This window comes from Hymenobacter fodinae (assembly GCF_004745825.1).
GTDB classification, from domain to species: Bacteria; Bacteroidota; Bacteroidia; order Cytophagales; family Hymenobacteraceae; genus Hymenobacter; species Hymenobacter fodinae.
Genome location: NZ_SRLA01000002.1, coordinates 1164507 through 1178151 on the forward strand (window position 1 = coordinate 1164507; position 13645 = coordinate 1178151).

At 56.8% G+C, this 13645-nt stretch carries 11 protein-coding genes and 1 tRNA gene; 9 read left to right on the top strand and 3 right to left on the bottom strand.

All coding sequences use genetic code 11. From position 1 onward, the window contains the following. Positions 1-6: 6 nt before the first annotated feature. Positions 7-585, top strand: a complete 579-nt coding sequence (locus EU556_RS12295) for a DinB family protein (protein ID WP_135434395.1) — start codon at positions 7-9, stop codon at positions 583-585. On the opposite strand, the gene EU556_RS12300 is transcribed toward EU556_RS12295, so the two are convergent. Together EU556_RS12300 and EU556_RS12305 are read right to left on the bottom strand one after the other, a co-directional pair. Then, positions 578-2062, bottom strand: a complete 1485-nt coding sequence (locus EU556_RS12300) for an O-antigen ligase family protein (RefSeq protein WP_135434396.1) — start codon at positions 2060-2062, stop codon at positions 578-580. The two genes, EU556_RS12295 and EU556_RS12300, sit on opposite strands and share 8 nt — an antisense overlap. Further along, a complete protein-coding gene (locus tag EU556_RS12305) occupies positions 2059-3261 on the bottom strand; it encodes a GumC domain-containing protein (RefSeq protein WP_135434397.1) in 1203 nt (400 codons plus the stop codon). Before EU556_RS12305 ends, EU556_RS12300 begins: the two co-directional genes overlap by 4 nt. Positions 3262-3494: 233 nt before the next feature. Between EU556_RS12305 and EU556_RS12310 the strand changes: the two genes are divergently transcribed. From EU556_RS12310 to EU556_RS12345, 8 genes are all read left to right on the top strand, one after another. Then, a complete protein-coding gene (locus EU556_RS12310) occupies positions 3495-4895 on the top strand; it encodes an oligosaccharide flippase family protein (protein ID WP_135434398.1) in 1401 nt (466 codons plus the stop codon). A 72-nt stretch (positions 4896-4967) separates the two neighbouring features. Next, positions 4968-5876: an FkbM family methyltransferase gene (locus EU556_RS12315; RefSeq protein ID WP_135434399.1), complete on the top strand. Its 909-nt coding sequence runs from the start codon at positions 4968-4970 to the stop codon at positions 5874-5876. Positions 5877-6022: 146 nt separating this feature from the next. Further along, positions 6023-7156: a glycosyltransferase family 4 protein gene (locus EU556_RS12320; protein ID WP_135434400.1), complete on the top strand. Its 1134-nt coding sequence runs from the start codon at positions 6023-6025 to the stop codon at positions 7154-7156. Between the two features lie 145 nt (positions 7157-7301). Further along, positions 7302-7931, top strand: coding sequence for a polysaccharide deacetylase family protein (locus EU556_RS12325; protein ID WP_317128713.1), 630 nt, complete (start codon positions 7302-7304; stop codon positions 7929-7931). A gap of 54 nt (positions 7932-7985) precedes the next feature. Continuing rightward, on the top strand, positions 7986-9086 hold the full coding sequence (locus EU556_RS12330) for a glycosyltransferase (protein WP_135434401.1): 1101 nt from the start codon (positions 7986-7988) through the stop codon (positions 9084-9086). Between the two features lie 60 nt (positions 9087-9146). Continuing rightward, complete coding sequence (locus EU556_RS12335; RefSeq protein WP_135434402.1) at positions 9147-9944, top strand: TatD family hydrolase; 798 nt, start codon at positions 9147-9149, stop codon at positions 9942-9944. Positions 9945-10147: 203 nt separating this feature from the next. Then, positions 10148-11200: an asparaginase gene (locus EU556_RS12340; RefSeq protein WP_245327604.1), complete on the top strand. Its 1053-nt coding sequence runs from the start codon at positions 10148-10150 to the stop codon at positions 11198-11200. 69 nt (positions 11201-11269) lie between these two features. Beyond that, a tRNA-Ser gene (locus EU556_RS12345) sits at positions 11270-11357 on the top strand. Between the two features lie 69 nt (positions 11358-11426). Here the strand turns inward: EU556_RS12345 and EU556_RS12350 are convergent. Continuing rightward, positions 11427-13640: a tetratricopeptide repeat-containing sensor histidine kinase gene (locus tag EU556_RS12350; protein WP_167855558.1), complete on the bottom strand. Its 2214-nt coding sequence runs from the start codon at positions 13638-13640 to the stop codon at positions 11427-11429. Positions 13641-13645: the final 5 nt, after the last annotated feature.

The following is a 13645-nucleotide window of genomic DNA, read 5'->3' on the forward strand; positions in this document are numbered from 1 at the left end:
AGCCTTATGCCCAACGCCTCCCTTACCGACCTGCTGGCCCACATCAGAACGGAGCTAGAGCAGGCCTTTGCGCAGCTAGATGACTGGTTTGCCGCTCCGGCCGCCGCGCGCCACTTTCGGCCTGCTGATGGAGGCTGGACGGGTGACGAGATTCTGAAGCACACGGCCCTTACCAATCATTTCCTGCTGATTCTTATTGAGAAAGCCACCACGAAAGCCCTGCGTAACAGCGCTGGTCTTGACCTAGCTCAGGAGCTAGGCCAGTACCAGTTCAAGCAAACGTTATTGGAGGAAGTAGGGATAAGCCGCTCCTTTCCATGGGTGCGGCCCGAGCACATGGAGCCGCGCGGGCAAAAGTCGCCGGCTGAAGTGCAAACCCCGTTGCGGGAGCAACTGCAGCAATGCCTGCGTAGTCTCGCGCGCCTGCCCAATGGCGAAGGCGTGCTCTATCGCACCACCATGTCGGTGAATGGGCTCGGTAAGCTTGATGTGTACGAGTACCTTTATTTTCTGGCAAAGCACGCTAAGCGCCACGTAATGCAGCTCGCGCGCAACGCGGCGGAGTACCAGCAAGTTGCTAGCTAAGGGGAGGCCGGGTCTCAATTGTCAAGCCATCTTCCGGGTGTTGCTTCAGCCAGGTCCCCACCCGAATGAGCACAGCCAAGTTGAAGAAAAAGAACGAGCCGATTTTATCTACTTCCACCAACTCATTGAGTAATAAGTGGAACACGATAATGATGAAGCTGATACCGGTAGCTAATACCACGTAGCGGAGCTCAGAACGAGGCGCTGTGCGCTGGTAAAGGTGCTCAATCATCAGCAAGCTGATGCCCAGTAGAACGGCAAACAGCAGCATCCCCGGAAAGCCTTGCTCGGCCAGTAGCAGCAGAAAGTAGTTGTGCGTGGTGGAGCGCTCCGGGTTGTCACTCACGTAGGTGCGGAAGCTGCGCACGGTGTAGCGCTTATACTCTGGGTAGAAGGTGCTGGGGCCGCTACCTACCAGGGGTTTATCGGCGGTCATGCGGGCGGCAGCTACCCAGCGGTACACCCGTTCCATCCCCGACATATCCTGCAGCTTATACGTAGCCTCCAGGTGCTTACCGAAATCCTTGGCATTGAATACGGTTTTCTCGAAGTCGGGCGCGTAGAGCATGTAATTGTTCTCGCTGAGAAAATAGCCCGCACCTGCCAGCGTGCCTAACACTATGGCCACCAACAACAAGCGCATTTGTCGCCAGCGAATTACTATATAAAAGATACCTGCTACCGGCAGCGCCAAAATAGAAGCCCGGGTATAGGCTGTTAGCAGGCCAAACAGCAGCAGGCCAGTGGCCATGCGCCACAGCAAGCGCGGCAGCCCTGTGGCCTGACTAGCACCATACCAGGTAAACGGCAACAGCAAAGCCAGCACTGTAGCGTAGGTCACGTGGTTGCGGTAGAGCGGACCTACTGCCAGATTGATTGTATCGAAGGTGAAGCCGTGGGACGCGTGCCGCACTACTACTATCAAGACCGTGATGCAGGTGCCTATTACGTATAGGCGGGCTACTTGCCAAACCTGGGCCGGGCGCCGAACCAAGAGAAAAGTGCCTAAAATAAAAGGCGTTAGGTACCACACCTTCGCCAGAATATACTTGATAGACTTAGTGGAATCGACGGAGAAAAACGATGACGTGATTGACCACAACAGCATCAGCACCAACACCACTATTACTGGGTGCAGAAGTTCACGGGCGGGCAACTGTACTCGCCGCATCAGCAGCGTGGCAATAATGCACCCGGTAAGGGCCATCATTAGGGGTTCCGAGGGCACATCGAGGCTTAGGCCCCCCGGCACTGGCACCTCCCGCGAAAAGGCCAGCGTTAGAAATAGTAAGTAGTATAGCAGCGTCCAGTCAGTGAATACTACGAGCAGGCCTAGCGCCAGCACCACGGGCAGCAGGGCCAGCGGTGTTTGCAACAGCGCGCCCATAGCACCGCCCAGCATCAGCAGGAGCATAAACCCCACAAACAAGCGCTGACTAGGGTCGGTAGGACGAAGCCGGTTTAATAGCTCGCTCACGTAGTGGCTACTAAGGGGCGTTGGGTGCGTCGGTAAAGCTCGAGCAGCGTAATAACTACTACTGATAGGGCGAAAGTCAGGAACACCGACCCTACAATGATGAGCCAGCGCACAGGCTTGCTCTTGCGAGTGGCGGGGTATGCCTTCTGCACTACGTAGAGCGAGGAAATACGGGCCTTAATAGACAGCTCCGCCGTTTCATACTCGCCTTGGGCTTTCACCAGACGGTCCTGCAAGTCGGTCACGCGGGCCGTGAGCAGGTTCAGGGAGTCAATGCCGTTGATGTAGCTTTCTGCGTTAATCAGGTTGCCGCTACTGCTTTGGGTCAGGCCGCGAAGGGCCCGGCGTAGGCTCGATGATTTCGGCCCGCCGCCCCCTTGCTCGGCCAGGGCGCTCTGCGTTTCTACAATCTCGCGGGCCAGGTAGCTTTCCGTGTTCGTAGCTTTCTCCTGTTCATCTTGCTGAATGCGCTTCAGCGCCCGACGCAGGCCTTCTGTTTTTACAAACTGCCCTGTTTGGTTTAATTCACGCTCCAGTCGTACAATTTCCTTCGAGAGGTAGCGTGATTGTTGCTCCGGGCCAAAAATGCCGTAGCGGTGGCGTGCCTGCACTACCTGCTGGCGGGAGTGCTCATATTCTTTGTTCAGAAACTCGTAGCGCTGCTTATACAGGCCTAGCACATTGCGCCGGTTCTCCAGCGTCAGCTGCTGGTTGATGGAGTCAATAACGGCCACCATGGTGTTGGTGATGCGAGCCGCTAGTTGCTTGTCCTGGTCTTGAAACGTGAGTTCAATGACGTCGCGCTCATTGCGCACAATGTCCAGATTATCGCTGAACTCGCGTAGGGCGTCGGTATCGGCCTTGTCGTCGCCGGGAGTGCCCACGCCGTAGTGCTGGTACAGATTAAAACGCTTAAGCATCAGCTCGGCCACCGGCTGCGACTCGCCCACCGTGATAACACGGTCCAGGTCTTCGGTGCGGCCGCCTAGTTCCAGCTTTTGCCCTTCCACAATGCGGTCAGGGTCAGAGTTTTGCGGGTTAGTGGGGAAAAATACGGCCGTAGATTGGTAGATGTTGGGTAGCAAAAAGGCAACTAGGGTGCTGAGCACTAAGGCTAACACGAGCGCGGCCAACACCAAATTTTTCCAACGATTAATAATAGGCCACAGGCCTAGAAGAGAATACGGGCGCTCAGACATAATTAGGTATAGCCACTGACCCAGAAGTGGAAAGGCTGAATAGCAGCGGCGAGCAAAGATAGAGGAAAAATGCCCTCTGCCGAGCGCAAACCGTCCCGCAAGCCCGGCTGCTTTTTGCGTAGTTTTGTCCCCTGGCTAGCTCGTTGCTCGTGTGCAACTCCTCAGGCTTGGGCAGATTTTCTCAGTTAAGCGCGGACCGCATCAAACGTTTTTTCGGAAATATTAGCCTTGTCGTGCTGCTCAACCTGCTGGTAAAGCCAGGTTGGGTGGTGCTCGAAAATATTGTGCAAGACCAGCTAGGCCACGCGGCATTCGGGCTGTTCACGGCTCTATCGGCCCTAACGCTGGTCTTGGCAACCGTCTCCGACTTAGGCCTGACGCATTACAGTGTAAAGCGCGTAGCCGCCGACCCCGCGTTCTTGTCGGAGTACTTTCCTACTATCCTCCCGCTACGAGGGTGGCTAAACGTAGCGGCGCTGTTTGCCATGCTGGGCGTGGGGTGGGTGATTGGCTACCGAGGCTACCCGCTGCTGCTGTTGGGTGCTATTGGGATAAGCCTGTTATTGGCCCAGTACGGGCAGTTTTTGCGCGGTACGCTACAAGCCCACCAGCATTTCAACACCGATGCGGTGCTGTCGGTGTTTGAGAAGTTTCTGCTGCTAGGCCTGGTGCTAGTGCTGCTGCCGCTGGGACTTACGCTGGAGCGCTATGTCGGTATTCGAGTGGCGGCGGCCGTATTCACTACTGTGCTGCTCTATGGGCTGATGACGCGCCTGTTTGGGCGAGTGCGTTACAGCTGGCAGTGGGGGCAGGCCCGTACAGTGCTGCGCGAAACCGTTCCTTTTGCCATAATTACACTCCTGTATGGGGTAAACGAGCGGGTAGACATGGTGATGCTGGAACGCTTGGCCTCGCCCACAGAAGCGGGGTATTACGCCGGGGCCTACCGCTGGGTTGATGCCGTGATGATGTACATCTGGACGATTCTGCCGCTGTTTTTTGCCAAGTTTGCCGGGGCGGTGCACAGCCGTGACGAACAGCGTGACTTGCTCTGGTTTGGGCAGCGCGTGGTTACGCTACCCATGTTGCTGGTGTGCGCGTTTGTGCTGTTTCGGGGGGAGGTGCTGTTCTGGCAGTTCAAGCACAGCTCAGTGGCTGAGGTGGCCCGCATGACGTGGTGCCTCAAGATTTTGTTCGTGAATGTGCTGGTGCACTCCTTCTTCGCCCTCTATGCTTCCCTACTCAACAGCACCCGCTTCGTAAACACAGTAAGCTGGTTGGTGGCGGCTAGTGTGGCTCTCAACGTAGGCCTGAACGTGGTATTTCTGCCGCGTTTTGGCGCAGTAGCGGCGGCTTGGAATACGCTGTTTTGCGCAGTTTTCGTGTCCGGCTGCTATGTGTGGCTGGTGCAGCGCCGTGCTGAGGTGGCCGTACCCTGGAAAATAATGGCCAAGCTCGGGGGCATCTTTGGGCTGCTTTGCGCCGGTTGGTATGCCATGCAAACCTATCTGCAACTGCCGTGGCTAGTTGAGGCAATAGGGGCGGGTGTGCTGTTCGTGGCACTGGTGTTAAGCCTGCGCCTTGTGCGTCCCGCCGAACTTAAACAGCTGCGGCAACGCAAAACCGAATCGTAAAAACCGATATTTGCCCAGTCACCTCCTGGCAGGGCATGCCCGCGGCCCCTTTTGCGTCTCTATTCCTAGTACATGAATTCCCTTTTAAAGCAGCTTGATGAAGTCGAAGCCCTTGCCAACGCTACTAAATGGCGGCGCCTGCTGCATGCCCCGGGAAAATACCTGTACGCCATAGGATTCCGGCAGCTGGTGTACGCCCGTACCAAAAAGGGGCTCGTGAAACAGGTAGGCACCTTCTTTGGGGTGCCTATGCAAGTGGTACTGCCCGCCGGCACCGATATTTACTTGACAGGTGGCAAGTCGCATAGCTCCGAGATTCGTCTGGCGCGCTTCCTCATCAACACCCTGCAGCTCGGCGACACGTTTCTCGATGTAGGGGGGCACTTCGGGTATTTTGCGCTGCTGGCCTCGCGGCTGGTGGGGCCGGAGGGGAAGGTACTGGCCTACGAGGCATCACGAAGCACGTACGCCGTTCTGGCAGAAAATGTGAAAGGGCAGGCCAACATCCGGGCCATCAACCAAGCTGTTTCGGATAAGGCAGAAACGATTTCCTTCTATGAATTTCCCGTGCTCTACAACGAGTTCAACTCGATGGATGTGGCGCAGTTTGCGGAGGAGAAATGGTTTGCTGATTTCAAGCCGACCCGCATTGAAGTACCTGCCACCCGCATTGATGATATTCTGGCTTCCACTAAGACGCAGCCAGCTGTGATTAAAATTGATGTGGAAGGGGCTGAACTGAAAGTAATCGGCGGTGCTGCGGAAAGTTTGCGCCGCTTGCGCCCCTACGTGGTAATGGAGTATTTGGAGCCCAAGCGCCACAACGCTGAGCACCAAAAAGCCGTGGCCCTGCTGCAGGAGCTAGGCTATGCGGCGCACTCCCTTAATGCCCAAGGCCAGCCCGTACCGTGCCAAGACCTCAATGGTTTCTTGCAAGCGCACAGCTACGACTCCGACAACTTCGTGTTCATCAAGAAATAACGAAGGGTGAGAGCTGTGCTGGATGAGGGAGTTGGCTAGCGCTAAGCCAGTATAGGAGCAGCTACGTAGCACCACTGCGGAAAATGATGTAGTATTCTTGTGCCAGGAACTGGTTACGTATTTACCACCCGCCCCAATCTAGCTGTTTGGAAATAGCCGTCAATGTTCGTTTTCTGCTACCCGGCGACAAGCTGGAAGGCATTGGGCGCTTCACCTACGAAACGCTCCGGCACCTCGTGCAGCAGCACCCGGAGCACACGTTTCATTTCCTTTTCGACCGGGCCTACGATCCGCGGTACATCTTCGGCTCGAACGTAGTGCCCCATGTGCTGAGTCCGCCGGCCCGGCACCCGGTGCTGTGGGTGGCGTGGTTTGAAGGAGCTGTGGCCCGCTGGCTGCGCCGGCACCGCCCGGCTGTATTTCTAAGCCCCGATGGTTACACCACCCTGCGTACCCGCGTTCCCCGCGTAACCGTGCTCCACGATCTGGCCTTCGAACACTTCCCGCAGGATGTAGACCGGCTTACGCTTCGCTACTACCAGTTTTTTACGCCCCGGTTCGCCCAAGCTTCCGCGCGGTTAGTGGCGGTTTCTGATGCTACCCGCCAAGATATTGTGCGCACCTACGGCATTCCGGCCGGGAAAATCAGCGTCGTCTACAACGCGGCCGACGCGCAGTTCCGCCCGCAACCGGCGGCAGAGCAACAAGCCACCCGCGACCGATACAGTGCTGGCAAGCCGTATTTCCTGTTTGTGGGGGCGCTGCAGCCGCGCAAAAATTTGATTAACCTGCTGCGCGCCTTCGATCAGTTCAAACAACAAACGCAGGCGCCCACCAAGCTGTTGGTGGTGGGGCGCACCGCCTGGAAAGCAGGTCCCATTTTCGATGTGTATCGGGAAATGCAATTCCGCCACGATGTGCACCTCACTGGCCGCGTGACTGATGAGGAGCTGGTACAGCTATATGCGGCTGCGTATGCCACGGCCTACGTGCCGTATTTTGAGGGGTTCGGCATTCCTATCATTGAGGCCCAAGCCTGCGGCTCGCCAGTAATTACTTCCAATTGCAGCTCCATGCCCGAGGTGGCAGGCGGGGCGGCTCAACTAGTTGATCCCTTCCGGGCGGAATCTATTGCCGATGGGCTGCGCGCACTGTATCAGCAAGAAGAGTGGCGGCAAGAGCTGATAGCGCGAGGCTTCCGCAACGTGCAGCGCTTCTCCTGGGAGCAAAGTGCCACTGCCTTATGGCAGGTGCTAGAAACCGTATCTGCTAGCCGCTAAGAATAGCTTACCTGACCTTCGCTGAGCAGAGAAGTAGTGGCCTACGCTCTACCGAAACTGTGGGGTTGCGTACTTTGCAGCCGCCTGAGCTTGGCTTGGGCTAGTACGTAGCAGCTTCTTCCATTCTTTTAACCCCGTTGCTTCAGTGCGCTTATTCCGAATGCCGGCTCTGGTGCGGCGCTTGTTTCCGGGGTGCCTTTGGCAGATGCCCGCAACGTCGCCCCCTACGCTGTACCTAACCTTCGACGATGGGCCTATTCCCGAGGAAACCCCCTTTGTGCTCGATACGCTGGCGCAGTTTGGGGCCAAAGGCACGTTTTTCTGCGTGGGCGACAACGTGCGTCGTCATCCGGAGGTGGCCCGGCAAATTGTAGCGCAGGGGCACCGGTTGGCCAATCATACCTTTCATCACATCAGCGGCTGGAGCCATTCAAACGCGCATTACCTACAGGATGTAGCGGAGTGTCAGGCCCTGCTGAATGAGCTGCAGCCCCACCCTAGGCCACTGCTGCGCCCGCCCTATGGTCGCATCACCATTCCGTTGGCTCGGGCCCTAGAAGCTAGCCATCAGGTAATCATGTGGGATGTGCTTACCTATGACTACGACCGGAGCTACTCAGCCGAAGAGTGCCTGCGTAACGCTATCAGCAATACCCGTCCGGGGTCAATTGTTGTCTTTCATGATAGCTTGAAAGCCAGCCGCAACATGCGCTTCGTGCTACCGCGCTATCTGGCTCATTTCGCTGAGCAGGGTTACCAGTTTGCGCAGCTCTAAGGTCAGCGGAAATACCTGGAATATTCTGGCGTTCCACCCCGACCTTTACGCCCGATGCTGTTTTTTGCGCTCTACTTTCTGGGTTGGTTTGGGCTGTTGTTGTGTACCACGGTTCTGTTTGCTGGCCGACGGGGAAGTCAGCCGGGCCCGTTGCCGCAGCCTTTGCCGCGCGTTAGCATTCTTATTGCAGCCCGCAACGAAGCAGCCGCCATTAGCAGGTGCTTGCTGGCCATTCGGGCGTTGCGGTATCCGCCAGAGCTAATTGAAGTAGTACTCGGCGACGACGGCTCTACCGACGATACTGCTGCGTTGGCCCAAACGGCTATGGCGGGTTACGCGGGTACGTTCCGGGTGGTGCCCATTCAGGAAACGCTGGGCACGGCCCGCGGTAAAGCCAACGTGCTAGCCCACCTCACCCGCGCCGCTACAACTGAGTACTTCTTTATTACTGACGCCGATATTGCCGTGCCTCCGACCTGGTTACAGGGGTTGCTGGCCCATGCGCAGGCGGGGGTGGGCATCATCACGGGGCTGACGCTGGTGGAAGGGCCGCGCCTCTTCCACCGCATTCAAGGCCTCGATTGGCTGATGTCGCTGGGTATGGTGCAGGTAGTGACAGACCTGGGGCGCCCCGTTACGGCTATGGGCAACAACATGTTGATTACTCGCGCCGCCTACTGGGCCACTGGTGGCTACGAGCAGTTGCCATTTTCCGTAACCGAAGATTTTGAGCTGTTCAAGGCTGTTTTGCGGCAGGGCTACAGTTCCCGCAACCTGTTTCGGGCCGAAGTGCTGGCAGAATCACTACCCATGTACACCTGGCAGGGGCTGTTGCACCAGCGGCGCCGCTGGATGCGTGGGGTTGAGGGACTACCAGGGTGGCTGAAAGCTTGCTTGGTGTTGTACGGGTCTTTCTACGTGGTGCTGCTGGGGCTGGCCGGAGTAGTTGGGCCGGGTGTGGCGCTAGGGGTGTGGGGCCTGAAAATGCTGCTGCAGAGTGGCCTAGCCGTGCTGTGTTTCCGGCGGGTGGGCCGCCGCGCCCCACTGGCTCTTATTCCAGCGTATGAACTATACAGCCTCTTGCTCACGGGAATGCTAACGGTCTTCCGGGTGTTACCGCTCCGCTTCAATTGGAAGGGTCGGCAGTATCGCTAAAACAGGCTTCTCTTCTCGGCATTGCCGCCGTAAACGCACTATTTCACCACCTTTGCAGCCATGCAACTTTCTGATTCGCACGCGCACGTCTATTCCGAGCAGTTCAAGCCCGACCAAGACGATATGCTCCGCCGCGCCTTCGACGCCGGTGTCCTGACCATCTTCATGCCCAACATCGACCACACCAGCATTGATGCTATGCTGGAAGTGGAGGCCAAATATCCTACCAACTGCTTTGCCCAGATGGGCCTGCACCCCTGCCACGTTACGCGCAATTTTGAGAAGGAGCTGTACGAGGTAGAAACCTGGCTCAGCCGCCGCCCCTTTGCGGCGGTGGGGGAGTGCGGTATTGATTTGTACTGGGATAAAACGCACTTAGCCGAACAGCAAGAAGCGCTGCGCATTCAGGTGGACATGGCTAAGAAACACAATCTGCCCCTAGTGCTGCACACCCGCGACGCCTTCCGCGAAACTGCTGACATCATTTCTTCGTCCCAGGATGGTTCTCTACGCGGCGTGTTCCACTGTTTCTCCGGCTCAAAGGAAGAGGCAGAGGAAGTTATTAAGCTGGGGTTTAAGCTGGGCATTGGCGGTGTGGCTACCTTCAAAAACGGTGGCCTAGACAAAGTGCTGCCTGGCATTGAGCTAGAGCACCTTCTCCTGGAAACCGACTGCCCCTACCTGGCGCCTGTGCCGCACCGGGGTAAGCGCAATGAGCCCAGCTATCTGCCACTGGTGGCCCGCCGCGTAGCCGAACTGCTTGGCAAAGACGTGGAAGAAGTTGCCGAGGTAACTACTCGCAATACCTTGGCGCTATTTGGCGAACTGTCAGTGCCGCAAGGTCCGCAGCCCGCGTAGAGGCCTAGCGCATGTTCTTGTCCTGTTGAGTTGGCCGAGACATTTCGTAGGCCGCCGTTGAGGCTCACAGCCTAATGTTTATCTGCTGGTTAGATGACTTGCCCAGTTCGAGGGACTGCTCTATGCCGGTTGAGCTTGCGTATAGCTGCCGTTCTGTTTCTACCTTCACTGCTCAACTTACCGCCCACCCAACCCGCTTAAATTTGGCTGCTACCGCTGCGTCCTCCCCTGAACAAACCATTCTAGTCATTTATACCGGCGGCACGGTCGGGATGGCCTACAATAAATCTGGCGAGCTGGTGCCCATGAACTTCGACCAGATTCGGCGAAAAATGCCGGAGCTGCACCAACTCAACATGCAGGTCGACGTCCTGAACCTGGGGCCACCCATCGACTCATCCAACATTACAGTGGCCGACTGGCTGGCCTTGGCCGCTCTCATCCGCGACAACTACGCCCGCTACGACGGGTTTGTGGTGCTGCACGGTACCGATACCATGGCCTACTCGGCGGCGGCGTTGAGCTTCCTACTGGAGAATCTGGGCAAAGCAGTGGTATTTACCGGGGCACAAGTGCCAGTAGGGCGCATCCGAACCGATGCCCGCCGCAATCTGGTAACGGCCCTGGAAATGGCAGCAGCTCGCCACCCCATGGCCGATACCGTGCGCGTGCCAGAGGTGTGCGTGTTCTTTAACGAGTTGCTGATCAGAGGAAATCGGGCTAAAAAGGTGGAGAGTCAGCAGTACAATGCCTTCCGTAGCGAAAATTACCCTCCGCTCGGCCGGGCTGGCATTGAACTAGAGTTCAACGATAGGCAGATCCGGCCGCTACCCAGCGCCCCCCTGCACGTCCATTCCCACCTCGACGACCGGGTAACGATTGTGCGTCTGTTTCCGGGTCTTACTGAGCGCATACTGCGCGCCCAACTAGAGGTAAACGACCTACGAGGAGCCGTGCTCGAAACCTATGGCTCTGGCAATGCTCCCACTGCGCCGTGGTTTCTGCAATGCCTGCGTGAGGCTGCCGACCGAGGGGTATACCTGCTCAACGTGAGCCAGTGCGAAGAAGGGCGGGTGCTACAGGGGCGCTATGAAACCAGCGCTCATCTCAGTGGCCTAGGCATACTTGGGGGTGATGATATTACCGTGGAAGCGGCCGTTACCAAACTTATGTTCGTGCTAGGCCTCAACCAGAGCCCCGAAGTTACGCGCCGCCTAATAACCCAAGACCTGCGCGGCGAAATCACCTTAATCTAACACGATAGTGGCCTAGGGCTTGCGTATCCGAAAAATCGGGTGTTATTTTGCGCCACTTCCCCGCATCCTAGAGAGGTGTCCGAGTGGTCGAAGGAGCACGCCTGGAAAGTGTGTATGGGTCTCAAGCTCATCGAGGGTTCGAATCCCTTCCTCTCTGCAGTAAAGCCCGTTTCTGATTTAGAAACGGGCTTTTTTTGTACTGCTAATTGAGAATGCCAGTTGCCTGCTATACTGAGGTTTCGGTCATTTCGCGGGAGATGGTGTTAGCAGGTCGAGAAGGCGTAGGGGTAATTGGTAGCCGCACAATAAACTCGGTAAACTCGCCTTCCTGGGTTTCTACATTGAGGGTACCACGGTGGCCCTTCGTGATGATGTCGTAACTCAGCGACAGGCCTAAGCCTGTACCCTCGCCAGTGGGTTTGGTGGTGAAGAACGGCTCGAAGATGCGCTGTCGAACGTCTGTGGGTATGCCGTTGCCGTTGTCTCGCACCCGGATGCACACAGTATCGTCTGTTTGTTCAGTTTGAATACTGACCTGCGGTTCATAGCCTGAACCCAACAGGCGGCGTTTTTCGCTTACGGCGTAAAACGCGTTGGTCAGCAGATTCACCAGCACACGGGTCAGGTCTTGGGGTACTACCTGCAGACTGGGCAGGGGCGAGGCAAACTGGGTGTTGAGAGTGGCTTTAAAGTCTTTATTGGTAGCCTGCCAGCTGTAGTAGGCTAGGCGCAAGCACTCTTCGCAGAGGGCGTTGAGGTCGGTCAGTTGGGGCTGCCCGCTGCTGACGCGGGAGTGCTCTAGCATGCTCTTCACGATGCGGTCGGCACGGCGGCCGTGCTGATGAATGCTAAGCTGGTTCTGGGCCAGATCGTGTAGCAACTCCTCAATTGTGACCCGGCCTGCTACCGACAGAGATTCTTTTGCCAACTCTTCCTGCAACTCGGTGGTAAGCTCTACTCCGAGGTCAGAGAAATTAGTGATAAAGTTGAGCGGATTCTGAATTTCGTGGGCCACCCCGGCAGTTAACTGGCCTAAAGAGGCCAGCTTCTCGTGCTGCACCAACTGGGCTTGGGTAGCACGTAGCTCACGCAGTGCCTGATCAAGGTCGTCGCGGTGGGCGGCAATTTGGTGGTTGGTTTCGTTGAGGTGGTGGTTGATGCGCTGCTTCAGGAAGATGTTGCGCAGTAGTAAGCCTGCCAACAGCACTACCCCGGCTAAGCCCGCCAGTAGAGCATATAACTGTTGGCGCTGGCGCTCGGCTGTTTGAGCCTGTAGTTGCCGTGTTTTGCTGAGTAGGGCAATCTGAGCCTTTTTTCGATCCAGCTCGTAGCCGTAGCGTAAAGCATTGGTTGAGAGCTGCGTGTCTTCGCCGGAGAGCGTATCGTTGTAGGCCAGTTGCAGGTTGCGAAAGTGGTAGGCCTGCTCGAAGTTTTGCTGTTGGGCATAGGCCTGGGCCAGCAAGTCGGCGGCAGTGCGGATGTTGCCGTTGCTTTTAGTTTGCTGGCTGAGCTGTAAGGCGTGATGCGCTAGCTCAAGCACGCTATCTGTTTGGTTGGAGAGTAGGTAGGCACGGGCCAAGACTAGCTCCATCAGCGGCAGATTATATTCATCTTGGTTGGTGCGCACTAGCTGCCGGGCCCGCAGGCTATGCGCCAGCGCCTCGGGCTGGTTACCCTGTAAGCCGTACAGCTCCGCAAGGTTGGTTTCAAATCCTGCTTCGCCTTGATGGTCGCCTACTCGCTGGCTAAGTTGTAATGCCCGCTGAAAATATAGTAGGGCCTGGGGCCATCTTTTCAACCTTTTGTAACAGTTGCCAATGTCTCCTAACGTTGAAAGTACCAGCTGATCATCACCATTACGTTGCCCCATTTTTAAAGCGCCCCTGAGCAAGGGAAGGGCTTCGGTATAGTTGCCCATAGTATGGTACACATTGCCCATAATATAGCGCAGGCGCTCGGTGGTCACTTGGTCGCCGGCCCGTTCGGCCATGGGCAAGCCTTTTAGCGCTGCTGCCAATGAAGCGGCGGGCTTTTCCTGCAGCATGTAAACAGTGCTCAGTTGCAGCCATGCGCGTCCCTGACCTAGCACATCATGTCGGTCTACATATAGACGTTGAGCCTGCCGGGCATCACGGTGGGCTGCTTCAAAATCGTTTTGGCGGCGGTGTAGGTTACTCAAGGCCAGTAGGGCCAGCCCTTCTCCCGGCGGGTAGGCCAGCTGCCGAGCCAACCTCAGGGCCTCTTCATTTACCTGAGTTGCCTGGGGAGCATCTGAGTTCTTCAGTTCTTGCCCTAGGGCTAGTAGCCGTTGCACCCTGAGCACGTTGGGCCGAGTGTCAGCACGCAGCAAGTGGCGCAAACTATCGGCCGCGGGGGGCTGGGCTCCGGCAAACAACGGGAGCAGCAGGCTCAGAAACAGCACCATAAGTGTATGTTTCAATGGGG